Origin of the sequence: Actinosynnema pretiosum, assembly GCF_002354875.1 — a bacterium.
GTDB classification, from domain to species: domain Bacteria; phylum Actinomycetota; class Actinomycetes; order Mycobacteriales; family Pseudonocardiaceae; genus Actinosynnema; species Actinosynnema auranticum.
Genome location: NZ_CP023445.1, coordinates 2169016 through 2192222 on the forward strand (window position 1 = coordinate 2169016; position 23207 = coordinate 2192222).

The 23207-nt window shown below is 75.3% G+C and carries 22 protein-coding genes; 9 read left to right on the plus strand and 13 right to left on the minus strand.

Annotation, left to right across the window (positions count from 1 at the left end; all coding sequences use genetic code 11):
- Nucleotides 1–21: 21 nt before the first annotated feature.
- The 6 genes from CNX65_RS09725 to CNX65_RS09750 all read right to left on the minus strand — a co-directional run bounded on the left by CNX65_RS09725 (nucleotide 22) and on the right by CNX65_RS09750 (nucleotide 4901).
- Nucleotides 22–729 carry a sigma 54 modulation/S30EA ribosomal C-terminal domain-containing protein gene (locus tag CNX65_RS09725; RefSeq protein WP_232519771.1) on the minus strand — a complete coding sequence of 236 codons (708 nt, stop codon included), beginning with the start codon at nucleotides 727–729 and terminating at the stop codon, nucleotides 22–24.
- Nucleotides 730–878: 149 nt separating this feature from the next.
- A complete protein-coding gene (locus CNX65_RS09730; protein ID WP_096492479.1) occupies nucleotides 879–1913 on the minus strand; it encodes an ABC transporter ATP-binding protein in 1035 nt (344 codons plus the stop codon).
- On the minus strand, nucleotides 1910–2689 hold the full coding sequence (gene modB, locus CNX65_RS09735) for a molybdate ABC transporter permease subunit (RefSeq protein ID WP_096492480.1): 780 nt from the start codon (nucleotides 2687–2689) through the stop codon (nucleotides 1910–1912). Before modB ends, CNX65_RS09730 begins: the two co-directional genes overlap by 4 nt.
- Entirely contained in the window at nucleotides 2686–3480 is a 795-nt protein-coding gene (modA, locus tag CNX65_RS09740; RefSeq protein ID WP_096492481.1) for a molybdate ABC transporter substrate-binding protein, read from the minus strand. The genes modB and modA overlap by 4 nt, the downstream gene beginning before the upstream one ends.
- 5 nt (nucleotides 3481–3485) lie before the next feature.
- A complete protein-coding gene (locus CNX65_RS09745; RefSeq protein WP_096492482.1) occupies nucleotides 3486–3884 on the minus strand; it encodes a TOBE domain-containing protein in 399 nt (132 codons plus the stop codon).
- A 291-nt stretch (nucleotides 3885–4175) separates the two neighbouring features.
- Nucleotides 4176–4901, minus strand: coding sequence for a TetR/AcrR family transcriptional regulator (locus CNX65_RS09750; RefSeq protein WP_096492483.1), 726 nt, complete (start codon nucleotides 4899–4901; stop codon nucleotides 4176–4178).
- A gap of 90 nt (nucleotides 4902–4991) precedes the next feature.
- On the opposite strand from CNX65_RS09750, the gene CNX65_RS09755 reads away from it, so the two are divergent.
- Nucleotides 4992–6443 (plus strand): MFS transporter, encoded by a 1452-nt coding sequence (locus tag CNX65_RS09755; protein WP_373565545.1) that lies wholly within the window; start codon nucleotides 4992–4994, stop codon nucleotides 6441–6443.
- A 77-nt stretch (nucleotides 6444–6520) separates the two neighbouring features.
- Here the strand turns inward: CNX65_RS09755 and CNX65_RS09760 are convergent, their stop codons facing one another.
- Nucleotides 6521–8191 carry a choice-of-anchor A family protein gene (locus CNX65_RS09760; RefSeq protein ID WP_096492484.1) on the minus strand — a complete coding sequence of 557 codons (1671 nt, stop codon included), beginning with the start codon at nucleotides 8189–8191 and terminating at the stop codon, nucleotides 6521–6523.
- Between the two features lie 254 nt (nucleotides 8192–8445).
- On the opposite strand from CNX65_RS09760, the gene CNX65_RS09765 reads away from it, so the two are divergent.
- Both CNX65_RS09765 and CNX65_RS35230 read left to right on the plus strand, forming a co-directional pair.
- On the plus strand, nucleotides 8446–11100 hold the full coding sequence (locus CNX65_RS09765) for a DUF4118 domain-containing protein (protein WP_096492485.1): 2655 nt from the start codon (nucleotides 8446–8448) through the stop codon (nucleotides 11098–11100).
- Between the two features lie 91 nt (nucleotides 11101–11191).
- Entirely contained in the window at nucleotides 11192–11530 is a 339-nt protein-coding gene (locus CNX65_RS35230) for a hypothetical protein (protein ID WP_157767566.1), read from the plus strand.
- A gap of 250 nt (nucleotides 11531–11780) precedes the next feature.
- On the opposite strand, the gene CNX65_RS37750 is transcribed toward CNX65_RS35230, so the two are convergent.
- From CNX65_RS37750 to CNX65_RS09790, 4 genes are all read right to left on the minus strand, one after another.
- A complete protein-coding gene (locus CNX65_RS37750) occupies nucleotides 11781–12815 on the minus strand; it encodes a methyl-accepting chemotaxis protein (protein WP_096492486.1) in 1035 nt (344 codons plus the stop codon).
- Between the two features lie 371 nt (nucleotides 12816–13186).
- The gene (locus tag CNX65_RS09780; RefSeq protein WP_157767567.1) at nucleotides 13187–13894 is read right to left on the minus strand and encodes a TetR/AcrR family transcriptional regulator; all 708 of its coding nucleotides are present in this window, start codon (nucleotides 13892–13894) and stop codon (nucleotides 13187–13189) included.
- A 22-nt stretch (nucleotides 13895–13916) separates the two neighbouring features.
- A complete protein-coding gene (locus CNX65_RS09785; protein WP_015800797.1) occupies nucleotides 13917–14117 on the minus strand; it encodes a ferredoxin in 201 nt (66 codons plus the stop codon).
- Nucleotides 14118–14259: 142 nt separating this feature from the next.
- Nucleotides 14260–15459 carry a cytochrome P450 gene (locus CNX65_RS09790; protein ID WP_198320450.1) on the minus strand — a complete coding sequence of 400 codons (1200 nt, stop codon included), beginning with the start codon at nucleotides 15457–15459 and terminating at the stop codon, nucleotides 14260–14262.
- A gap of 188 nt (nucleotides 15460–15647) precedes the next feature.
- Between CNX65_RS09790 and CNX65_RS09795 the strand changes: the two genes are divergently transcribed.
- The 6 genes from CNX65_RS09795 to CNX65_RS09820 all read left to right on the plus strand — a co-directional run bounded on the left by CNX65_RS09795 (nucleotide 15648) and on the right by CNX65_RS09820 (nucleotide 20561).
- Nucleotides 15648–16526 (plus strand): NAD-dependent protein deacetylase, encoded by an 879-nt coding sequence (locus CNX65_RS09795; RefSeq protein ID WP_096492488.1) that lies wholly within the window; start codon nucleotides 15648–15650, stop codon nucleotides 16524–16526.
- A gap of 131 nt (nucleotides 16527–16657) precedes the next feature.
- Nucleotides 16658–16960 carry a DUF6403 family protein gene (locus CNX65_RS09800; RefSeq protein ID WP_096492489.1) on the plus strand — a complete coding sequence of 101 codons (303 nt, stop codon included), beginning with the start codon at nucleotides 16658–16660 and terminating at the stop codon, nucleotides 16958–16960.
- Nucleotides 16953–18278: a hypothetical protein gene (locus CNX65_RS09805; protein ID WP_096492490.1), complete on the plus strand. Its 1326-nt coding sequence runs from the start codon at nucleotides 16953–16955 to the stop codon at nucleotides 18276–18278. The genes CNX65_RS09800 and CNX65_RS09805 overlap by 8 nt, the downstream gene beginning before the upstream one ends.
- Complete coding sequence (locus CNX65_RS09810) at nucleotides 18275–19171, plus strand: hypothetical protein (protein WP_096492491.1); 897 nt, start codon at nucleotides 18275–18277, stop codon at nucleotides 19169–19171. The genes CNX65_RS09805 and CNX65_RS09810 overlap by 4 nt, the downstream gene beginning before the upstream one ends.
- 539 nt (nucleotides 19172–19710) lie before the next feature.
- Nucleotides 19711–20166, plus strand: coding sequence for a MarR family winged helix-turn-helix transcriptional regulator (locus CNX65_RS09815; RefSeq protein WP_096492492.1), 456 nt, complete (start codon nucleotides 19711–19713; stop codon nucleotides 20164–20166).
- Nucleotides 20163–20561, plus strand: a complete 399-nt coding sequence (locus CNX65_RS09820) for a DUF5313 family protein (RefSeq protein WP_096492493.1) — start codon at nucleotides 20163–20165, stop codon at nucleotides 20559–20561. Before CNX65_RS09815 ends, CNX65_RS09820 begins: the two co-directional genes overlap by 4 nt.
- A 7-nt stretch (nucleotides 20562–20568) precedes the next feature.
- Here CNX65_RS09820 and CNX65_RS09825 read toward each other — a convergent pair whose 3' ends face one another.
- Together CNX65_RS09825 and CNX65_RS09830 are read right to left on the minus strand one after the other, a co-directional pair.
- Complete coding sequence (locus tag CNX65_RS09825; protein ID WP_157767568.1) at nucleotides 20569–21792, minus strand: MFS transporter; 1224 nt, start codon at nucleotides 21790–21792, stop codon at nucleotides 20569–20571.
- A 348-nt stretch (nucleotides 21793–22140) separates the two neighbouring features.
- Nucleotides 22141–22971: a poly(ethylene terephthalate) hydrolase family protein gene (locus tag CNX65_RS09830; protein ID WP_198320593.1), complete on the minus strand. Its 831-nt coding sequence runs from the start codon at nucleotides 22969–22971 to the stop codon at nucleotides 22141–22143.
- Between the last annotated feature and the right edge of the window lie 236 nt (nucleotides 22972–23207).

Consider the following 23207-nt stretch of genomic DNA (forward strand, 5'->3'; position numbering starts at 1 on the left):
TTCAGGGTGACCGGTTGGGGGTCAGCCAGCCGCCAGCAACCCGTAGTCGCCGTCCCACCGCCGGTACAGCACGGCTCCCCGCCGGGTCCCGGCGGGCCGGAAGAACCGGAACGGCAGCTCGGTCTCGTCCAGGCGCCGCACCGCCTCCGCCTCGGTCAGCTCCGGCACCGGGTGCACGTTCGTCGTCAGCGGCACCACCACCGGCAGCGCGGGCGGCGCGGTGTCCTCCAGGCGCGCCAACCGGTAGCCGGTCGGCCCCACCCGGTACAGCACGCTGTCCTGCCCGGTCTCCGAGTCCGCGAACAGGTGGAAGTCGTAGTCCATCAGGTCCATGGCCAGCGCCGCCGCGTCCGGCGCGCACAGCTCCGCCCGCACCCGCTTGCGCCGCGCCACCCGCCGCGCCCCGGCCCGCCCGGCCACCACCGGCGCCCGGTCCGGTCCCGGCCACGCGCGGTGCGCGCCCGGCGCCTCCAAGCGGGACACCTGGGCGGCCACGCGCTCGCGCAGCAGCCCCGCCGCGTCCGCCTCCGGGGCCGCGACCTGCGCCCTGATCCGGTGACCGCGCACCTCGGCGTTGGCCTGGAGCAGCGCGGTCCCCCCGCCGAGCGCGGTCAGCCGCACCCGCGCCGCCGTCGCGCGGGCGCCGGGCACCCCGCCCAGGAGCTCCACCACCCCGGTCAGCGCCCGCTCCCGGACCCCGCCGGACGTGCGCACCGCCAGCGCGCCCACCCGCACCCCTCCTCACCACCTCGAAAGCCGGTTCCGAGGCTAGTGAGCGATCACCGGGGGACCAGGGACCAAAGTCCCTTACCGTTCGGGGCGCACCCCGCCGACCACGGCGAACGCGCCCGAGGACCTGCGGTGAGGCGAAGCCGGGCTCACGCCGGGTACGCGACGACCTCCGCCGCCGACACCGCCGCCCACAGCTCGTCGCCCGGCCGCAGCCGCAGCGACGCCACCACCGACGCGGTCACCTCCGCCACCAGCGGCACGACCCCGTCCAGCCGCACCCGCGTCGAGTGCCCCTGCTGCTCCAGCCCGACCACCCGCACCGGCCAGGCGTTGCGCGGCCCGTCCGCGGGCCGCTCCCCGTACAGCCCCACCGAGCCCGGCGCGAACGCCACGAACACCTCGCCGCGCAGCTCCTCGCCGATCGCGACCACCCCGCCGCCGTCCAGCTCGACCGAGCCGCCGCGCGCCGTCCCCCTGAGCAGGTTCAGCCCGACCAGCGCCGCCACGTAGTCCGTGCGCGGCCGGGCCGCCACCTCCTCGGGCGACCCCTCCTGCACCACCCGGCCCGCCTCCAGCACCACCAGCCGGTCGGCCAGCACCATCGCGTCCAGCGGGTCGTGCGTCACCAGCAGCGTCCGGCCCCGGAACCCGCCCAGGTGCTCGCCGAGGTCGGCGCGCACCCGCAGCCGCGTCCCGGCGTCCATGGCCGCCATCGGCTCGTCCAGCAGCAGCAGCCCCGGCGAGGTCGCCAGCGCCCGCGCCAGCGCGACCCGCTGCGCCTGCCCGCCGGACAGCGCGCCCGGCCGGGCCGCCGCGTGCTCGCCCAGCCCGACCCGCTCCAGCCAGCCCAGCGCCGTCGCCCGCGCCTCGGCCTTGCGCACCCCTCGCGAGCGCAACCCGAACGCCACGTTCTCCAGCGCCGACATGTGCCGGAACAGCAGGTAGTCCTGGAACACCACGCCGACCGGCCGCCGCTCCACCGGCAGCCGGTCCCAGGGGTCGCCGTCGACCCGCACGTGCCCGCCGGTCAGCGGCACCAGCCCGGCCAGCGCGCGCAGCGCCGTCGACTTGCCCGCCCCGTTGGGCCCGAGCAGCGCCACGACCTCGCCGCGCTCGATCCGCAGCGCCGCGTCCAGCTCGAAGCCGTCCCGGCTGACCACCAGCCGCGCGTCCAGCGTCATGCGGTGATCCACCGTTCCCGCAGGGCGGCCAGCAGGGCCACCGACACCACCAGCAGCAGCACGCTCAGCACGATCGCCGCGTCCGGGTCGGTCTCCAGCGCCAGGTACACCGACAGCGGCATGGTCGCGGTCCGGCCGGGGAAGTTGCCCGCGAACGTGATCGTCGCCCCGAACTCGCCCAGCGCCCGCGCCCAGCACAGCACCGCGCCCGCGACCACGCCGGGCAGCACCGACGGCAGGGTGACCCGGCGGAACACCGTCCACCGGGACGCCCCGAGCGTGGCCGCCGCCTCCTCGTAGCGCGGGTCGGCCCCGCGCAGCGCGCCCTCCACCGACACCACCAGGAACGGCATGGCCACGAACGCCTCGGCCACGACCACGCCCGCCGTGGTGAACGGCAGCGACACCCCGAACCAGGCGTCCAGGTACTGCCCGACCAGCCCCCGGCGGCCCAGCACGTACAGCAGCGCCACCCCGCCCACCACCGGCGGCAGCACCATCGGCACCGTCACCAGCGCGCGCAGCACGCCCCTGCCGGGGACGCGCGTGCGGGCCAGCAGCCACGCCAGCGGCACCCCCAGCAGCAGGCACACCAGCGTCGCGAGCGAGGCGCACAGCAGCGACAGCCGCAGCGCCTGCCCGACGAGGGGCGCCGCCAGCAGCTCGCCGAGCCGGTCCCACGGGGTGCGCAGCAGCATCCCGAGCAGCGGGACCAGCAGGAAGGCCACGCCCACCGCCGCGGGCAGCAGCAGGACCAGCGGCGGTCGGCGCGTCACGGCGCGTCGAAGCCCGCGGCGGACAGGACCTTCTTGCCGCTCTCGGAGAGCACGAACTCCCGGAACGCCCGGCCGCCCGCGGCGTTGGGGGCCTTGGCGAGCACGGCGATCGGGTAGTCGTTCACGGCCTCGTCGGCCTCGGCGAACGTGATGCCCTCCACGTCCGCGCCCGCCGCCCGCACGTCCGTGCGGTAGACCAGCGCGGCGTCGACCTCGCCGAGGCGCACCTTGGTCAGCACGGCCTTGACGTCCTGCTCCAGCGTGTCGGCCTCGGGCGTGACGGCCGCGGCCTCGAACACCTTCTTGGACGCGGCCCCGCACGGCACCTGCTCGGCGCACAGGGCGATCTTCAGGTCGTCCTTGCCGAAGTCCGCCAGCCCGGTGATCTTGCCGGGGTTGCCCTCGGGCACGGCGATCTGCAGCCGGTTGCGCACGAACGTGGTGGGCGTGTCGGTCACCAGGCCAGTGTCGGTGACCTGCTTCATGTTCGCCGGGGCCGCCGAGGCGAACAGGTCGGCGGGCGCGCCCTGGTTCAGCTGCTGGGCCAGGCCCGAGCTGCCGCCGAAGTTGAAGGTGACCTTCGAGCCGGGGTTGGCGGCCTCGAAGTCCTTGCCCAACCGGGTGAACGTCTCGTTCAGCGAGGCGGCGGCGAAGACGGTGACCTCGCCGAGCGGGGCGGCGGCCGAGCCGGGCTCGGCGGGCGCCGGGGTGTCCGACGGGGCGCAGCCGACCAGCGCGAGCGCGGCGGCGGACAGGGCGGACAGGACGCGCAGGCGGGGACGGGTGCGCACGGGTGTCAGACCTCCGGGATCTCTACCACGACGTGGGTCGACTTGATGGAGGCCACGGCCACCGACCCGACCTCCAGGCCCAGCTCCTCGGCGGAGTCGCTGCTCATCAGCGACACCACGCGGAACGGGCCCGCCTGCATCTCCACCTGCGCCATGACGCCGTCCTTGACGACGCGGGTGACGATGCCGCGCATCCGGTTGCGGGCCGAGGTCGTGATCGGCCCGCCCGCCTCCGGGTTCTCGGCGGCGCGCTGCGCGAACGCGGCCAGCTCGGCGCCCTCGACGCCCCTGCGCCCGCTGTCGAGCTGGACCGAGGACAGCCGTCCCTGGTCGATCCACCGGCGCACGGTGTCGTCGCTCACCCCGAGCAGGGCGGCTGCTTCGCTGATCCGCAAATTCGGCACGGGGCGGAGTGTAATGCCGCAGAAGCGGGTGATTGACAGCCTGTTGGCGGCTTTTGCGGAAGTGTCACAGCCCCTGTGGTGCGAGGCGTGCTGCCGGGGGGCGCGCGGTCCAGCAGGCACGTGCGGGACGTGTGCGCGCTGACCGTCTCGCGGGTCGGCGCGCTGCCCGCTCCCGTGCCCGCGACGCCCCGGTGGCGCTCGTCGTCCCTCCGGCCCGGTCCCGTTCGGCCCGGCCGCGCGCCAGGGCCAGTCGTGTCCGGGTCAGTCGCGCCTGGGCCAGTCGCGTCCGGGTCAGTCGCGCCCGGCGCGCTCCAGCCCGTCGAGCACCAGCGCGACGGTGAAGTCGAACCGGTCGTGCCCGGTCCCGGCGGTCAGCTCGGCGGCGTGCCGCTTGGACACCGCGAACGCGTCCGGCAGCTCCGCGAACCGCCGGGCCATCTCCTCCCGGCTGATCACCCACTCCTCGCCGCCCGCGGTCCGGCGCGCGGCCAGCGAGCGCTCCAGGCTGTAGGCGTTGACGTACAGGGTCAGCGCGTCGACCGCCCACGCGGCGGCCTGCGGCGGGACCCCGCCCGCGAGCGCGATCGCGAGCATCCCCTCGCTCACCCGCAGCGTGTCCAGGTTGGACGGCGCGGCGGCCAGCGCGGCGCGGGAGACGCCGGGGTAGCGCAGGTACTCGTCCCGCAGCGCGGCGCAGACGGCGGTCAGCTGCGCCCGCCACGCCGCCGGGTCCGGCTCGGGCAGCGCGACCCGCGCGCACAGGCGGCCGATCAGCAGCTCGTCCAGGTCCTCCTTGTTGACCACGTGCGCGTACAGCGACGACGCGCCCGTGCCCAGCGCGGCGGCCACCCGGCGCATGGTCAGCGCCTCGTAGCCCTCGCGCTCGACGATGCCGAAGGCGGTGTCGACGATCGCGTCCACGGTGATCGGGGCCTTGCGCGCCGCCCCGCGCCCGGTGGCGGCCTCGCCGCCGGGGAGCTGGTTGCGGGCGGCGCGGCGCTGCTGCGGTGTGGGCACGGGACGAGTCTAGTCGCCGGGGGCGAACAGTGTTCCAGATAACTTAGAACGGTGTTCGCCTTGTTCTGAACAGTGTTCGAGAGTAGAACAGTGTTCGTGCCTGTTGACCTGCGAACCACCCCGTCCACCGCCACCCCGCTCCCGCCGACCTCGCTGCGCCAGGCGTGGGTGGCGCTCGTCGGCCTGTCGGCCGTGTTCCTGTTCGAGATGCTCGACAACTCCGTCCTCACCGTCGCCCTGCCCACCATCGGCTGCGAGCTGGCCGCCACCACCACCGAGCTGCAGTGGGTCACCGCCGCCTACGCGGTCGTCTTCGGCGGCCTGATGCTCGCCTTCGGCGCGCTCGCCGACCGCTTCGGCCGCCGCAGGCTCATGCTCACCGGCCTGGCCCTGCTCGCCACCACCAGCCTCGCCACCGCCCTGGTCACCACCGCCTGGCAGCTCATCGCCGTCCGCGCGGCCCTCGGCGTGGCCGCCGCCATGACCACCCCCGGCTCCATGGCGCTGGCCTTCCGGCTGTTCCGCGACGACGCGCTGCGCGTGCGCGCCACCACGCTCATCTCCACCGTCGGCCTGGTCGGCCTGGCGATCGGCCCGACCCTGGGCGGCCTCGTCATCGCGGTCGCGCCCTGGCAGGTCCTGCTGCTGGTCAACGCCCCGATCGCGGTGCTCGCGCTGGTCGGCGTCCGGGCGGGCATCGCCCCCGACGACCCGGCCGAGCTGCACCGCGCCCCCGTGGACGTCCTCGGCGCGCTGCTGGGCACGGCGACCGTCGTGCTCGCCCTGGTGACGCCGACCCTGGCCGTGGACGCGGGCGGCTGGACCCCGTGGGCGACCGGGCTCACCGCCGTCGCCGCCGCGCTCGGCTTCGCCCACCGCCAGCGCACCGCCGCCCACCCGCTGCTGGACCCGGCCCTGCTGGCCCGACCGCTGGTGGCCAGCGGCCTCGCCTACAAGGCGGCGGCGGGCATGGCCACCGCGGGCCTCGGCTACCTGGTGGCCCTCCAGCTCCAGCTCGACTGGGGCTGGTCGCCCGCGCAGGCCGCGCTGGGCACCCTGCCGCAGGTCGTGGTCCTGCTCGCCGGGGGCGCGTTCGTGCAACCGCTGCTGCGCAGGCTCGGGTTCGACCGCGCCGCGTGGCTGGGCGCGGCGGCGGTCGCGGCCGGTCTGGCCGAGTACGCCCTGCTCGGGCGCCTCGGGTACCCGTGGGTGGCGCTCGCGCTCGTGCTGGTCGCGCTGGGGCTGCGCGTGGTCGGCGTGGTCGCGGCCATGAACGTGCTGCGCGGCCTGCCCGAGAACCGCACCACGATCGGCGCGGCCCTCACCGACACCGCGAGCGAGGTGACCTCGGCGGTGGGGCTGGCGGTGGTCGGGACGTCGCTGGCGCTGCTGTTCGGCGCCGACCTGACCGCGCCCGGCTGGACCCCGGACCGCGCCGCCCACTTCCACCAGGCCGTCACCGTCGCGGCCCTGGCCCTGACCGCCCTGGCGGCGGCCCTGGTCGGCTGGGGCCTGCGCCGCTCCCGCGCCGCGCGGGCCTGACGACCCCACCCGCGCACGCGAACGGGGCCCGCGCGAGCAGCGCGGGCCCCGTTCGGGCGTCGGGTTCAGGCGGTCGGTCAGGCCTTGCGGCGGCGGGTCACCGCGAACAGGGCCGCGCCACCGATCAGCAGGAGCGCGCCGATGGCCAGCGCCATCCCGGCCGGGGAGCCGGTGTGGGCCAGGCCCGCGCCGCCCGAGGTCCTGGCGACGGCCGGGACGACCGGGTTCTCGGAGGTGCCAGGGGCGGTGGTGCTCGACGCCTCGGCGCCGGTCGACGTCGTCGCCGAGGTGGTCTCGGACGTCGTCGACGACGAGGTGGTCGCGGAGGTGGTCGACGGCGCGGTGGTCGAGGACGTGGTCGACGGCGCGGTGGTCGTGGTGGAGCTGCCGGTGGTGGTGGTGCTGCTCTCCGGGGTGCTCGACTCCGGGGTGCTCGACTCCGGGGTGGTCTCGACCGTCGTGGTGCTGGTCGTCGTGCCGGTGCTCGGCGCGGTCGTCGTGGTCGGGACCGCGGTGGTGGTGCTGGTCTCCGGGGTGGTCTCCTCGCACGGCGTCGTGGTGGTGGTCTCGACGGTCGTGGTGGTGCTCGGCGCCGTGGTGGTGGTGCTGGTCTCGCTGGTCGTGGTGGAGACAGGGGTGGTGCTGGTGGACGGCGCGGTGGTGGTGGTCGGCGCGGTCGTGGTGGTGCTCGGCGGCGTGGTGCCGGTGCCGCAGGTCGGGATCACGCCGGTGAACGGGTACGCGTGGAACTCGTTGCCGTCGCCGCTGCCGTTCCCGCCGTGCTCCAGCGAGCCCGCCGTGAAGAAGCGCCCGCTGAAACCGGGGGTGCTCACCTTCGCGGTGCTGTCCTGGCGGGGGATGACCACGCTGCCCTGGAACTCGGACTGGCCGTTCAGGGTCACGGTCGTGGCGTTCGGGAAGTTCCACAGCAGCCGCTGCCCGAGGCGGTCGATGCCGTCGCGGTTGTGGTGCGTGCCGGACCAGCTGGTGATGCGCGGCGCGGAGCCGGTGGCGTTGACCAGCACGGTCGCGCCCTCCGGGACGCCCGCGAACTCGATGCCCTGCATCGACCCGTTCGCCCCGGTGATGTCCTCCGCGAGGGTGAAGACCTGGAGCGCGGACACGCCGTCGCCGGTGAACGTGGTGGCGAGGTCGTCGCGGGTGACGGTCCCGGTGGCGGGGAGCGCGGCGTAGCAGGCGCTGTCCGCGCGCAGCGCCTCGCTGACGCCCGCGTAGGGCGCGAACGCGTTGTCGTCCTGCACGGCGGTCCCGGTGCTGCTGACCACGCCGGTCTTGGCGCCCGCGTACCGCACGACACCGCCGTCGGCGCGCAGCTCCTGGCCGGGCGCGATGGTCAGGTCCCCGCCGGTGACCAGGAAGTCCGAGCCCGCGGGCGGCGGCACCTGCGAGCCCGCGCCCACCGTCCCGACGTTGTAGCCGACGCCGCTGCCGTCCTTCGCCAGGGTGAACGCGCCCCCGACGACGAGCCGGCCCTCGGCCTCGGCCGCGTTGCCGGACACGGTGAACGACCCGCCGACGAAGACGTTGACCGCCTCGTCGCGCCCGTCGAACCGCCCGGTGTTGCCGCGGACCGGCGCGTACTCGGCCGGGCACTCGGCGCCGACGCACGGGCCGGGGCCCGTGGCGGGGGAGGGGCTGGCCTGGGCGCTGGCCAGGACGACGGTGGCCGTCGTGACAACCAGACCGGTGGCAATACCCGCAACTACCGAGAGTCGACTCAAACGCATGAACCGATAGTGCGGCACAGCAACCCTTTTGCACCCGAATGGGTGAGCGCGCTCACCCGAATAGAGTATCGATATACACGATCGGGTGAAGTTTTTTCCGCAGGTTTGACAACTGTCCGTTGTAGACGGTCGATCTCGGCTCTTTCGGTTGCCGCACCGGGTCCACCACGGTTGCACGACGGTTGCCGGGCCTTGGAACCCGGTTGCGGAACGGTTGCCGCGGTTGCGACGGGTGCGAGGCTGCCAGAAGCCCGATGTCCGTTTTGCCGTCACCCCCGGTAGTCGAAACCCGGCCCCGGTCGCCGCCCGCGGGCCGACCCGCCCCCACCGCGCACACTGATCCCGTGGTCGACACCAAGCGCAAGCGCGGCGAACTGCGCATCTACCTGGGCGCGGCCCCCGGCGTCGGCAAGACCTTCGCGCTGCTGAACGAGGCCCACCGCCGCCGCGAGCGCGGGGCGGACGTCGTCGTGGGCCTGGTCGAGGCGCACGACCGCGCCCGCACCGCCGAGCTCCTGCACGGCCTGGAGCAGATCCCCCGCCGCACCACCCGCCACGACGGGGAACCCCGGTCCGAACTGGACCTGGACGCCGTCCTGCGCAGGGCCCCGGCCGTCGTCGTGGTCGACGAGCTCGCCCACACCAACCCGCCCGGCGCCAGGAACCCCAAGCGCTGGCAGGACGTCGAGGAGCTCCTGGACGCGGGCATCGACGTCCTCACCACCCTGAACGTCCACCACCTGGAGTCCCTCAGCGACGTGGTCCGCCGGATCACCGGCGTCGAGCAGCGCGAGACCGTCCCGGACGAGGCGGTCCGCCGGGCCGAGCAGGTCGAGCTGGTCGACCTCACCCCGGAGGCCCTGCGCCGCCGCCTGGCGCACGGCAACGTCTACCCGGCCCACAAGGTCGACGCCGCGCTGGCCGACTACTTCCGCCCGGGGAACCTCGCCGCCCTGCGCGAGCTGGCCCTGCTCTGGGTGGCCGACCAGGTGGACGTCGCGCTCCAGCGCTACCGGGCCGACCAGCGCATCACCGACACCTGGGAGACCAGGGAGCGCGTGGTCGTCGCCATCACCGGCGGCCGGGAGAGCGAGCCGCTGATCCGCAGGGCCCGCCGCATCGCCCTGCGCGCGGCGGCCGAGCTGCTCGTGGTCACCGTCCTGCCGGTGGCCCCGCGCGCCACCGCCCCGGACGCGCCGGACGCCCCGTCGCGCTTCCGCAGGCTCACCGAGGACCTGGGCGCGACCTACCACACCGTCGTCGGCGACGACGTCCCCACCGCGCTGCTGGAGTTCGCCCGAGGCGTCAACGCCACCCAGCTCGTCCTCGGCGCGTCCCGCCGCTCCCGCCTGGCCAGGGCGCTCGACGGGGGCGTCGGGGCCGCGGTCATCGCGCGCTCCGACAGCATCGACGTCCACATGGTCCCGCACGACGAGTCCCCGCAGCCCCCGCGCAGGCACCCGGACCGCAACCCGCTCACCCCGTCCCGGCAGGCGCTCGGCTGGCTGCTCTCGGTCCTGCTGCCGCTGGTCGTCACCGGGATCGGGACCGCGCTGGCCGAGGACATCACCTTCTCCACCGACCTGGTCGGCTTCTTCCTCGCCACCGTCGTCGTCGCCCTCGTCGGCGGCCTCGGCCCGGCGGTGCTCGCCGCGCTGATCGGCGCCGGGATGCTGAACTTCTTCTTCACCCAGCCCTACTACAGCCTCACCGTCTCGGCCCAGGAGAACCTGCTCACCCTGCTCGTGATGGTGACCGTGGCCGTCCTGGTGGCACTCGTGGTCGACCGCGCCGCCAGGCTCGCCTCCCAGGCCGCCCGCGCCCGCACCGAGGCCGCGCTGCTCGCCTCCTACGCCCGCACCGTCCTGGCCGGACCGGACCCGCTGGCCCGCCTGCTGGAGCAGGTCCGCGAGAACTTCGCCCAGGAGTCCGCGACCCTCCTCGAACGCGTCGACCACGACTGGACCCCGGTGGCCTCGGCGGGCCCGAACCCCTGCGCCGACCCCGACGAGGCCGACGTGGACGTCCCGGTGAACCCGGACGTGCGCCTCGCCCTGCGCGGCAGGCCCCTGGCGGCGGGCGACCGCAGGGCGCTCGAGGGCGCCGCCGGTCAGGCGCTCCTGGCCCTGCGCCACCAGCGCATGTCCGCCCAGGCCGAGGACGCCCGCCGCCTCGCCGAGACCACCCAGCTGCGCACCGCCCTGCTCTCGGCGGTCGGCCACGACCTGCGCACCCCGCTCACCTCCATCAAGGCGTCGGTCGGCAGCCTGCGCGACCCGGAGCTGACCCTGTCCGCCGAGGACACCGCCGAGCTGCTGGAGGCGGTCGAGCTGTCGGCGGACCGGCTCACCGGCCTGGTCGACAACCTCCTGGACTCCTCCCGCCTCGCGACCGGCGCGGTGACCCCGGTGCTCAAGGCGATCGGCTGCGACGAGGCGGTCGCGGCGGCGCTCGCGGGCATCGACGAGCGGGACCGGGTGCTGGTGGAGGTCCGCGAGGACCTGCCCCCGGTCCGGGCCGACCTCGGCCTGCTGGAGCGGGTGGTCGCGAACGTCGTGGACAACGCCCTGCGCCACGGCAGCCGCAGGCCCGCGCCCCGCGCGGGCGGCGACCCGGAGGCGACGGCCGCGACCCCCGCGGTGGCGGTCCGGGCCAGCGCGCACGGCGACCGCGTCGAGCTGCGGGTGGTGGACCACGGCCCCGGCGTCCCCAGGCACACGGCGGAGGCGGTGTTCGCCCCGTTCCAGCGCCTGGGCGACCGGGACGCCGCGCCCGGCGTCGGCCTGGGGCTCAGCGTGGCGAAGGGCTTCACCGAGGCCATGGGCGGCGCGATCACCGCCGAGGACACCCCCGGCGGCGGCCTGACGATCGTGGTGTCCCTGCCCGCAGCCGGTCCGCAGGCCCCCTGACCGCCCGCGCGGGACCCGGTCCGGGGCCCGCCCCGCGCCCGGCGGTTACGATCGGTGCTCCTGCAAGGCGTGCGACGTTCGGGGTGGCTCGATGGCGGATCGCGAGGCTGGCGGCGACGGCCGCGAGGAGCCCGACGACGGTGAGTACGACGAGTACGACGACGACTTCGAGTTCGAGGGCGACGACGAGGCCGACGACGACTTCGACGAGGTCGTCGACGAGCTGGAGGAGGACGAGGACGACGAGGACGGCCTGTTCACCGTGACGGCCGAGGCCAGGACCATCTGCCACCTCTGCGGCGGCGCGGGCTACCTGGCGAACCCGGTGGCGGCGGTCATCGGCGGCGTCCCCAGGACCGTCGACAACGGCCGCGAGTGCCCGCACTGCACCGGCTCGAAGACCTTCCCCGGCATGATCATCCCGGTTTGAGCCCGCCCCCGGACCGCGCAGGTCCGGAACGGGACGGCCCCGGACCGCGACGGCCCCGGAACTCGACGGCCCCGGAACGCGAACAGCGGTGGCCCGGCCCCCTGCGAAAGGGCCGGGCCACCGCTGCTCCCACGACCGGCGAGCGGTCCGGTCGCGGACGTCGGCGGACCCGCGTCCCCCAGGGAGGCGGGTCCACCGGCCGGCGCCGTCGGGAGCGCACCACCACCCCGACCGCGCCGGACGCCTCCCGTCAGCCGCCGATCGCGCGCAGCGCCCGGCCGTCCTGCGCGGCCTCGCGCTGGTGGTCGGCCACCGACGCGATCGTCGTCTGGAACGAGTCGATCAGCGTCACGATCTGCTTGATCTCCTGGATCGCGGAGACCGCGCGCGTGGTGTCCTCCTTGATGACGTCGACCTTGTGGCCGATGTCGTCGGTCGCCCGCGACGTCTCGCTCGCCAGCTCCTTGACCTCGTTGGCCACCACGGCGAAGCCGCGCCCCGAGTCGCCCGCGCGGGCCGCCTCGATGGTCGCGTTCAGCGCCAGCAGGTTCGTCTGGTCGGCGATCGTGGTGATGAACTGCACGACCTTGCCGATCTCCAGGCTGCTCTCGCCGAGCTTCTCGATCGCCGAGACCGCCGTCTCGGTGACCGACACGGCCGTCTGCGTGGTGTCCGACATGCGGTTGCTCACCTCGGACAGCTCGGTCGCGCTGTCGCCGAGGCGGTCCACGAAGCCCAGCGCGGCGGTCATCAGCGTCTTCTGGGTGTCGATGTCCAGCAGCGCGCCCGCGACGCGCAGCGGGACGCCCGCCTCGTCCCGCCGGGTCGTGCCGCTGGCGCGGTACCAGCGGTACTCGCCGGTCTTGCGCTTGAGGCGGTACTCGATGTCGTAGGGGATGCGGCCGGTGCGGTCGTTCAGGTGCGCGGCGAACGCGCCCAGCACGGAGTCCTTCTCGTCCGGGTGCAGGCGTGAGGCCCAGCTGTCCAGCACGTTCGGGAAGTCCCGCTCGTCGGTGAACCCGAGCATCTTGCGCAGGTGGTCGGACCACCAGAACTCGTTGCTGGCGTTGACCGGGTCGCCCGCGACGACCGACATGTCCCACAGCCCGATGTCCGAGGCCTTGATCATCAGGCCGTAGCGCTCGTTGACGAACTCCAGCTCCTGCTTGAGGGCGGCCACCTCGTCGCGCAGCGCGTCGGCCTCACCGGTGTCGGCGGCGGTCCGGGGACCGGGCTCGCGCCCCTCGGTCCCCTGCTGGGCCCTCCGGGACTTCCAGCCGAGCATGGGGCCTCTCCTCTCGCTGTCGCGGCGGGCGCGGCACGCGCCACGGGACCCGGCGGCGTTCGGCGGGACCACGTCGGGCGACGGCAGCGGGGAGGGGGAGCTGAGGAATACCCGGCGGTAGCGCCGGGGGAACGGCCTGCGTCACCCGGCTGGGGCGCACTCGCCCCGGACCGGGCCTGCCGCGCGGGCGGACCCCCGGTGGCGGGTGCGGCCGACCCCCGGCACCGGGCGCCCACCGGTCCCGTTCCCGCCGCGCCGCAAGGGGGCGGGGACCCCTGCGCCCGGAGCAGGGGGCCGCGTGCCCGGCCACCGCCTGCTGGACTCGCGTCGAGGACCGCGGGCCTGGTGGACGTGGCCTGCGTCCGGGCGCGCTAGACCGGTGGGGCCCCGCCGTCGGCGGCGCTCGGGTGTCGGCAGCCCTCGGGCGCGGGCAGGGCCGAACCGCCGGGGCGCAGGCCGTCCCACAGCAGGGCCAGGTTCCGGAGGCGGTCCGGCAGCTGGGAGACCGCCAGCGCCATCATCAGCAGCCCGCCCAGGTCGCCCACCACCACGTCGTCGCGCACCTGGCCGAGCCGCTGCGCCTCCAGCAGCAGGTCCGCCATCTCGCCGAGCAGCCGGTCCAGGGTCTCCGGCTCGATCAGGGCGGCGTGCTTGGCCGCGACCACCAGCGAGCGGTGGTCCGCGAACGCCTCCACCGCCCCCGCGACCACCAGCCGCAGCCCGGCTCCGGGATCGGAACCCGCCTTCGCCTCCAGCACCAGCGGCGCCACCCGCTCGGCGAAGAACAGCTCGAACGCCGCCCGCAGCACCCCGTCCCGGTCGCCGAACAGGCGGTACACCGTCGCCACGCCGACCCCGGCCAGCGCCGCCACGTCCTCCAACCTCGGCCCCTCGGGCCCCCGGCGGCCGAACGCCTCCACGGCCGCCCGCGCGATCCGGTCGTGGTTGCGCCGCGCGTCGGCCCGCCTCGGGCGCACCGCGCCCGCCGCCCCGCCGTCCGCGCGCGCCGGTCCTCCCGGCGACGACCCGGCGGGGGGACTCGACGGGACGAACCGGTCCTGCGGGGATCTTGCGGGCACCCGCGCACCGTACGTCGGCAGGTCAGCCGGTGACCAGGCGCAGTGCCCCCGACGGGCAGTAGGCCACCGCGTCCCGCGCCCGCGCCGCGTCGTCCCCACCCGGCTCGCCCTCCAGCACCACCACGATCCCGTCGTCGTCCTGGTCGAACACCGCGCCCGCCGTCATCACGCACATCCCGGCCCCGACGCACACGTCCCGATCCGCCTCGACCCGCTCGCCCACCACGCACCTCCAGCTCGACCGCACCACCGGACCGGCGCGCGGGCCCACCCGAACCGGACGGCCCGCCGCGCCGAACACCCACCGGCGGGAGGCGCGACACCCCACGACGCGCCTCCCGCCACTCACCCGGAAACCACCAGGGTCACCACCGCACGGGCAGCTCGCTCAACCCGTACACCACGTGGTACGACCGGAACGAGGGCTCGTACCCCTCCACCTCCCGCAGTCCGGGGAAGCGCCGCAGCAGCGCCGGGAACGCGATCCGCATCTCCATCCGCGCCAGCGGCGCGCCCAGGCAGTGGTGCAGCCCGTGCCCGAACGCCACGTGCCCCGGCGACCCGCGCCGCACGTCCAGCCGCTCCGGGTCCTGCACCAGTCCGGGGTCCCGGTTCGCCCCCGGCAGCGCGCACACCACCCAGTCGCCCTCGGCCAGCACCTGCCCGCCCAGCTCGACCTCCCGCAGCACCTTCCGCCCGCTGCCGGTGTGCACCACGCTCAGCCACCGCATCAGCTCCTCGACGGCCCGCTCGGTCACGGTCTCGTCGTCGCGCACCAGCGCCAGCTGCTCGGGGTCGCGCAGCAGCGCCAGCGTGCCCAGCCCGAGCATGTTCGAGGTCGTCTCGTGCCCGGCGATCAGCAGCAGCGACGCGATCCCGATCAGCTCGTCGTCGTCCAGCTCGTCCTCGCGCACGAGCGTCCCCAGCAGGTCCTCGCCGGGATCGGCCTTCGCGCCCGCGACCAGCCGCGCCATGTAGGCCCGCGACTCCTCGGCCACCCGCCTGCGCTCCGCCATCGGCAGCGACATGTCCAGCAGCAGGTTGCTGCGCCGCTGGAAGTCCTCCCGGTCCTCGTAGGGCACGCCGAGCAGCTCGCAGATCACCAGCGACGGCACCGGCAGCGCGAAGTCGCGCACCACGTCGGCGGGCTGACCGGCCTGCTCCATGGCGTCCAGGTGGTCGTCCACGATCTGCTTGATCCGGGGCTCCAGCCGCCGCATCCGCCGGATCGTGAACTCCGGCGTGAGCAGCCTGCGCACCCTGGTGTGGTCGGGCGGGTCGAGCGCCAGCAGGTTCCCCGACAGCCGCCTCCTGCGCTCCTCCGGCGGCATGTCGGCGAGCGTGGGCAGGTCCTCGCTGTTGTTGCTGAACGTCGAGGTGTCCGACAGGACCCGGCGCACGTCCTCGTGCCTGCTCACCACCCACGCGTCCAGCCCCATCGGGGTGCGCTCGCGCCGGATGCCGCCGGAGTCGCGCAGCTCGGTGAGCGCGGGGTGGGGGTCGAAGCCGTTCCTGCGCATGTGCACCGGCAGTTCCGGCGCCGGACGCACGGCGGTCTCGCTCACGGTGTTCTCCTGCCATCAGGCGACGAGCGTTCTGATAGATGGCTATCACATAAGCGGAGCGCGGTCGACCCTGTCGGCAGGGTGACCATCGGGTGGTCGCAGCGCCGCCGCCCGACCGGAGCAGCGCGCTGCGGGGGGAGGAGCCCCGCACCCCGCGCCCACCCCACCCCCGGTCGTACCCTCGTCCCATGCGGACACGCCCGACCCTCACCTGGACCGCCACCGGCGACCCGCTGCCCAGGACGACCTCGCTCACCCCGCTGGTCGACCTGCTGCGCCCCGGTCGCGCGCTGGTGCTCAGCGGGGCGGGCCTGTCCACCGAGTCCGGCATCCCCGACTACCGGGGCGCCGAGGGCAGCCTGCGCAAGCACACCCCGATGACCTACCAGGACTTCACCGCCTCGGCCGAGGACCGCCGCCGCTACTGGGCGCGCGCCCACGTCGGTTGGCGCGCCATGCGCCGCGCCGAGCCCAACGACGGCCACCGCGCCGTCGCCGCCCTCCAGCGCGCGGGCCTGGTCGACGCGGTCATCACCCAGAACGTCGACGGCCTGCACCAGGACGGCGGCGCCACCGACGTCGTCGAGCTGCACGGCAGCCTCCACCGCGTGATCTGCCTGGACTGCGGCGCCACCACCGACCGCGCCGAGCACGACGCCCGGCTGCACGAGGCCAACCCCGGCTTCACCGCCACTGCGGACCGGGTCAACCCGGATGGCGACGCCGACCTGCCCGCCGAGGCCGTCGCGGGCTTCCGCGTGGTGGACTGCGCCCGCTGCGGGGGCGTCCTCAAGCCCGACGTCGTCTTCTTCGGCGAGAACGTCCCGCCCGAGCGCGTGCGCCGCTGCTACGACCTGGTCGACGCCGCCGACACCCTCCTCGTCCTCGGCTCCTCGCTGACCGTCATGTCCGGCCTGCGGTTCGTGCGCCACGCCGCCAAGTCCGGCAAGCCCGTCGCCATCCTCAACCGGGGCATCACCAGGGGCGACGACCGCGCCGCCGTCCGCGTCGACCGCGAGCTGGGCCAGGCGCTGGGCGAGCTGGTCGACCTGCTCGGCGCGCGCTGAGGCCGGGCCACGGGACGAGCCGCAGGACGAGACCGAGGACGCGACGTGCCCCCACACACCCCCGGCCCCACCGCCGACCATCACCCGACCGGGCACAATCAGGTGCACACCTCACCTGGAATGGCGCGCGCATGTGGATGGTCTGGCTGCTCGGAGCGGCCGTGCTGGTGATCGCCGGTTTCGGCGCGGCGTTCGTCCCGCGCGCCCGCGCCAGCGCCCGGACCGCCGTCGTGGCCCGCTCCACCGCGCTCGCCGCCATCGACAGCGCCGCGATCAGCCGCGACGCGGGCGGCTGGTACTGCCCGGAGGCCGAGCGCCTGCTCGCCCGCGCCGAGCTGCTCATGGCCAACCGGGGCGGCGCCGCCTCCGCGCGCGTCGCCGCCGACTGCGCCCGCCGCGCCGAGCGGCTGTGGCGGGGGAGCTTCCATGGCTGAGGCCCCGGTGCTCCGCGCGGTGCGGTTCGCCGCGCTGGCCATCGCGGTCGTCGTGCTCGTGGTGTTCCTGCTCGCCCAGCGCCGCGCCGTCGACGTCAGCTACGGCGAGTCCCCGTCACCGCGCGAACCCGTGCCCGAGGGCGCGGCGGGCGAGCTGGCGGGCCTGACCGTGCCCAGCGTGGAGGAGATGACCGCGCTGGTCGAGGCCGCCCCGGTGGTCCGGCTGCCGGGGGCCACCGCCACCTGGGACGAGGCGCTGGTCGACGCCGCCGTCGCGGGCACCGACGTGCGCGTCCTCGTCGCCCCCGCCGGGCTCGACGAGGACGAGCGCGACCGGGTCCGCGACGTCGAGAACGCCACCGTCCTGGTCATGGGCACCGAGGTCACCGACGGCGTCAACCAGGCCTACCCGGACACCATCCCCGGCTGGCGCGCCCAGTTCGCGCTCGCCGACGTCACCAACGAGGTGCTCGACCTGGTCGCGCTGCACGTCGGCGGCCTCGCGCCCGCCGACGTCGACCCGTTCCGCAGGCGCGAGCCGACCCCGCAGGAGCTGGAGGCGGTCGCCGCCGACCTGCGCGACGGCCTGCCGCACGTCGCCCCCGGAGCCGCGCTCGACGAGGTCCCGGACAAGCCCGACGCGTTCCCCGGCGACGCGCTCTACGCGGTGTTCCCGGTGCAGGAGCGCGACGCGCCCGTCCCCGACTACGGCTCCGCGCTCACCGCGGTGTTCCCGGACCGGCCCGTCGTGGTCATGTACGGCAACTGGGTCGAGTACCACGGCCCGCACGCGGACGACTTCGCCGAGGTCGCCGCCGCCAGCTTCTACGGCCAGTTCTCCGACCGCATCGACGCCTACGCCTACCCGCAGGCGGTGATACTGGCCGCCTACCTGGACCGGGTCACCGACCTGCGCTACGCGGGCCTGTTCGACCGCCCCCTGCCCTACCGGGCGCCCGACCCGCTCGACATCGCGCTGCCCGCGCTGCCGTGGGCGTTCACCGGCTGCGTCGCGGCGTTCCTGGCGCTCAGCGCCCGCGCCGCGCGGGTGCGCCCCGGCGAGCCGCGCACCAGCCCGGCCCGGCTCGCCGCGCTGTCCGCGCTCGCCGTCGAGGTGTCCGCGCTCAGCCGCGACGCCTCGCTCACGCGCGGGCTCGCCCGCCTCGGGTCGGCCCGCGAGGCGCTGGAGACCGGGCTGCCCGAGGCCCACGTGCGCCGCCTGCTCGACGCCGCCGAGGCCGAGCTGGACACCACCGCCAGGCAGCTCGGCCGACCCGACTACCGGCCGTCCGCCTACCTGCGCGGGAGCCTCGCGTGAGGCGCGTCCCGGCCGCGTGCGCGGCGGTCCTCGTGGCCTGCCTGGCCCTCGCCGGGTGGGCGGTGTGGAGCGGCGGGCTGTTCGACGGGCCCGCCGCGCGGCAGGTCGCCCAGTCCTCGGTGTACGCGGCGCCCGGCGTCGAGCTCGACCAGGCGGCGGCCGAGCGGATCATCGGCAACCGCAGGCTCGTCGTGGTGTTCCTGGAGCCCGAGGCGGACCTGCGCGACGGCTGCGACGACCTGGAGCGCGCCGCCGACGGGACCGTCGTGCTGCTGCTGAGCCGGGAGGGCGGCGAGTACGCCAGCTACGGGTGCGCGCTGCTGCCGGGGCGGGGCGAGGAGAACTTCGGGCGGGCGTTCGTGGCGGAGCTGGCGATCCGCCGGGGCGTGCACCAGTTCGCCGACCGGCCCCTGGAGGCGCTGAAGATCGTCGCGGTGAACTACGACCAGCTCGTGCGCGCCGGGACCGTGCCCGACGGCGGCCGGGTGCTCAGCCCGTCGCCCGCCCGCCACCTGCTCGCCGCCGCCGCGCTGCTCGCGGTGCTGGTGGGGTCGGCGGCCCTGTACCTGCTGGGCGGGCGCGCCGGTGGCGCGGTGGCCAGGGGGCGGGCGCGGGCCGAGGGGGAGCGGGACGCCCGGTCCCGGCTCAGCGCGGCCACCGGGGAGCTGGCGCAGCGGATCGTCGAGCTGGACGACCTGGTCACGCCTGCCGCGCGGGCCGAGTACCTGGCGCTGGTCACCGACTGCGCCGACCTGGCGGGCTCGGCCGCCGACGCCGACCGGCGCGGCGGCGCGGACCCCGAGCCGCTGACCCGCAGGGCCGAGGCGCTCACCGCCCGCGCCGACCGCCTGGCCCGACGGCTGGGGCAGCCGGGGCCGCGCGCGTGGGCGTGATAGCCGGTTCCCGGCGGCGGCGCGAATCCTCGGCGATGCGTTCCCACTGATTGGGCACGGGGCGTTCACCTGTTCATTGTTTGACGTCCTAGCGTTCGGTCGTGCAGGATGGGGGCACACCGGACGAGGAGTGCGCAATGGCGATCAGCCCGCTGAGCGGAGTTCTCCGCCCGCGCGGTCGCCGTCCCCGCTGAAGCTGCTCTGAGCTGCGAGGACGTTCCTCCTCCCGGTGGTCGACCACATCGCGCGGGGAGCTGTCCGTCGTGAACCGACGGACGGCTCCCCACATTCTTCGCGCCTGTCGCACCTGCGCTCCCGGTAATACCCCTGACCGGTGATCGTGTTGTTCCGGGCGTCCCTGCGGTGTTCCACGGGATTTTCTCCGGGTGCGCTTCAGGTGTTGTTCACCCTTTTCCCGCCGCCCGTTCCGCCGCCCGGTCCCACCTCCCCTTCCCGCCCCGTCCGCCGGTGTGATCTCCCGGACAACTGGCCGTCCGGCGGAGCCCCCGAGCCGCGCCCTGCTCTACCGTGGTGTGCAAATGGTTGGCACACAAAGCAACGCCGAGGACCCGCTGGCCCTGGAGCGGCAGGTCTGCTTCGCGCTCTCGATCGCGTCCAGGACCGTGGTCTCGGTCTACCGGCCACTGCTCGAACCGCTGGGGCTCACCCACCCCCAGTACCTCGTGATGCTCGCCCTCTGGCAGGGCGCGCCGCTGTCGGTCAAGGAGCTGAGCGGGCTGCTCGCGCTCGACCCCGGCACGCTGTCCCCGCTGCTCAAGCGGCTGGAGGCGATCGGGTACGTGCAGCGCGGCCGGGACGCCGACGACGAGCGCGTGCTGGCCGTGACGCTCACCCCGCAGGGGCAGGCGCTGCGCCAGGAGGCGCTGAAGATCCCGCCCGCCGTGGTCGACCGCCTCGGCGTGGAGCTCGACCAGCTCCAGGACCTGCACGGGGCGCTGACCCGCCTGATCGCCGCTGCCAAGGAGGCACCGTGAACCGCCCGCCCCTCGCACTGCGCCTGTGGTACCTGATCGGGGGCAGGCTGCCCCAGCGGTACCGCGAGTGGATCTTCGAGCAGGCCACCAAGCCGTCCTGGCTGGTGTGGTTCACGGTCCGGGCGTTCGTGCAGGTCCTGCCGCTGACGATCATCATCGCCGCCGGGCTGGTGCTGGGCCTGGGCTCGCCGCTGCCGCTGGCCGTCGCGTGCGGTTCGCTGGGGCTGATCGTGGGCGTGTACTTCGCGATGTCCTACGCGATCGAGAGCACCGAGAACCGGGTGTCCAAGTACGGCTACGAGAACGGCGACGCCGGTCGGGCCAGGAAGGCGCGGGCCGCCGCGCAGGACGAGCTGCGGCAGCAGCGCTACGACGCGGCCTGGAAGAGCGAGTAGCGCCCGCTCACCCGTCCTCGCCGCCCACCACCGCCAGCAGCTGCCACATCAGCACGGACAGCAGGCCGACCACCCCGGCCGCCACCCACAGCGGCCCCGTGACGCCGAAGGCCCGCGCGACGAGCCCGCCCTGGATCGCCCCCAGCGCCGCGCCGCCTGAGCTGAACAGCAGGAACGCGCCGTTCACCGACCGGCGCAACCGGTCCGGGACCACGCGGGCGCGGGCCGTCCTGGTGATCGTGCCCCACAGCACCGAGTGCGCGCCGAACGCGACCAGCACCGCGATCGCGGCCGGGAACACCCGCACCAGGGCGAGGGCGACGTGGGCGAGGGTCTCCACGACCAGACCGGCGCGCAGCAGCGGGACCGGGCCGAAGCGGTCCACCAGGCGCGGCGCCAGCGGGACCACCAGGACCCCGCCCGCGGCGGTGGCGGCCAGGAGCAGGCCGAAGGCGGCGGGTCCGGCGTCCAGGCGTTCGCGGGCGTAGAGGACCAGGACGCCGAGGAAGCCGTAGAGCGTCATGTTCATCAGCAGCAGCGCCAGGGCCAGCAGGCGCAGCAGGCGGTTGTGCCACAGCCAGCGCAGGCCCTCGGCCAGGCTCGGCGGCGGTGGCGGGGCGGCGCGCGTGACGACCTCGATCGGCGGCGCCTGGGCCTGGCGCCGCCCGCGCAGCAGGACGGCCGCGACGGCGAAGCCGAGCGCTTCGACGGTGAACGGGGCGGCGGCGGCCACCGCGAACAGCCAGGCGCCCAGCGCCGGGCCCAGGAGCGTGCTGCCCGCGAGGGTGCCCGCGCTGACGCGCGAGTTCGCCGCGCCCAGGTCGGCGGCCGGGACGAGCGCGGGGAGCAGGGCGGAGATCGCGCCGTCCGCCAGCGCGCCCGCCGCGCCGAGTGTGAACAGCAGGGCGTAGACGACGGGGACGGTGGCCAGGTCCAGCCAGACCAGCACGGCCAGGGCGGCGACCACGGCGCAGCGGGTGGTGGTGAGGGCGGTCAGGAGCAGGCGGCGGTCCGGGCCCCGGTCGAGCAGGGCCGCGCCCAGCGGGGAGAACAGCAGCCAGGGGGCCTGCTGGGCGAACAGGGAGGCGGCGACCAGGAGGGGGTCCGAGGTGAGCGAGGCCAGCAGCAGGGGGCCCGCGGCCACGGACAGGCCGTCACCGAGGTTGGCCACCGCGTTGGACAGCCACAGCCCGGTGAACTCCGAACCCAAGCGGATCTTGGTCTTGGCCACGGCCGGACGGTACCGACTGGGCCGAGTCCGCAGGGGAGTTTCACACCGATGGACCAGCGGGGGAGGGGCTCGGAGCGGGTAGCGGCCCCTGCGGGCGGGGGAGCGTGCGCCGGGCGGCGGCCTTCCCGAGCGGGGCGGGCACGGGCGCGGCCCGTGCGGCGGCCTTCCCGAGCGGGTGCGGGGGTGGCGCGCGGACCGGGCAGCGGCCCCCGCGTGCAGGGTGCGGGGGCCGCTCCGGGGGCCGAGCGCGTCGCGGGTCGGGGTGAGCCGTCGGCTCTCCGCGCGTTCCGGCCGGTGGTGGTCCGCCCCGCCCGACCCCGAGGGCCGGGTCGGGCGGGGCGAGTCCGGTCAGCTGTGCGGGCAGGTCGCCCGGTACTCCTCGATCAGCGAGCTGGGGGAGGGGGCCGGGCAGAGGAACTGGTCGTAGCGGGTGTCGTCGTCGATGAACCGCTTGAGCCAGGAGATGCTGTACTTCGCCACCGTCGTGTTCGCCGAGGTCGGGGCGGAGTGGCCTGCGTTGTTCAGCTCCAGGTACGCCTTCTCCGGCGCGGAGGTCATGCTGGTGTAGAACGGCTCGGAGTGCGAGGAGACCGGGGCGGTGCTGTCCGACTCCGCACCGATGATCATCGTGGGGACCCGCGAGCTCGACCAGTTCTTGGTGGTGTGCCACGGGGTCAGCGGGATCGCGGCCTGCAGGGAGGGCCGGGACACCGTCGCCCGCAGCGAACCGCCGCCGCCCATCGAGTGGCCCATCACGCCCAGGCGCGAGGCGTCGATGCGGGTGCGCACGGAGCTGCTGGTGGTGAGGTAGTCGAGGGCCGCGAGCAGTTGGGAGCCGCGGCTGTCGGGCTGGTCGAGGGTCGACAGGGTGTTGATCGTGATCACCACGAACCCCTGGGACGCCAACCGCGGCCCGAGCCAGGCCACCGACGACTGGGTCGCGGTGAAACCGGGCGAGATCGCGACCGCGCCGAACGTGCCCTCGGCGGTGCTGGTCGGGTAGTAGATCGTGCCGCCGCCGAAGCCGGACACCGACGACACGGTCGCCGTGGCCGTGGCGAACGGCCCGCGCGCGGCCTCGACGCTGGCCGTGGTCGGGGCGGGCCCGCGCTCGTAGGGGCTGGCGGCGGCCAGCGCGGCGGGGGGAGCGGCCACGGCGCTCGCGGCCAGCAGGGCCATGGCGGGGAAGAGTGCGCGCAATCGCACGGGAGCACACCTCGTTCGTGCAGGGGGGCAGGGGAATCCGACCTTCCGGCACCCGCCTCGGTTCGTGCATCGGTACGACCACCTGCCCGACCCGCGCTCGTCGGGGGTGCGGGCCGGTGGGAACACGGGCCTGGGAGAGGGGGCGGTGAGGGCTCGACCACCGGTGCCGGGGAGCCTCCCGGTGAACGGTCCGCTCACTCGAAGACCGC

What these genes read in the sequence shown, in the direction of transcription:
- CNX65_RS35230 (WP_157767566.1), top strand. Translation starts at nt 11,192, where the DNA reads ATGGCGGATCGCGAGGCTGGCGGCGACGGCCGCGAGGAGCCCGACGAC.
- CNX65_RS09795 (WP_096492488.1), top strand. Translation starts at nt 15,648, where the DNA reads ATGCGGACACGCCCGACCCTCACCTGGACCGCCACCGGCGACCCGCTG.
- CNX65_RS09760 (WP_096492484.1), bottom strand. Translation starts at nt 8,191, where the DNA reads ATGCGTTTGAGTCGACTCTCGGTAGTTGCGGGTATTGCCACCGGTCTG.
- CNX65_RS37750 (WP_096492486.1), bottom strand. Translation starts at nt 12,815, where the DNA reads ATGCTCGGCTGGAAGTCCCGGAGGGCCCAGCAGGGGACCGAGGGGCGC.
- CNX65_RS09830 (WP_198320593.1), bottom strand. Translation starts at nt 22,971, where the DNA reads ATGGCCCTGCTGGCCGCGAGCGCCGTGGCCGCTCCCCCCGCCGCGCTG.
- CNX65_RS09730 (WP_096492479.1), bottom strand. Translation starts at nt 1,913, where the DNA reads ATGACGCTGGACGCGCGGCTGGTGGTCAGCCGGGACGGCTTCGAGCTG.
- CNX65_RS09800 (WP_096492489.1), top strand. Translation starts at nt 16,658, where the DNA reads ATGTGGATGGTCTGGCTGCTCGGAGCGGCCGTGCTGGTGATCGCCGGT.
- CNX65_RS09765 (WP_096492485.1), top strand. Translation starts at nt 8,446, where the DNA reads ATGTCCGTTTTGCCGTCACCCCCGGTAGTCGAAACCCGGCCCCGGTCG.
- CNX65_RS09805 (WP_096492490.1), top strand. Translation starts at nt 16,953, where the DNA reads ATGGCTGAGGCCCCGGTGCTCCGCGCGGTGCGGTTCGCCGCGCTGGCC.
- CNX65_RS09815 (WP_096492492.1), top strand. Translation starts at nt 19,711, where the DNA reads ATGGTTGGCACACAAAGCAACGCCGAGGACCCGCTGGCCCTGGAGCGG.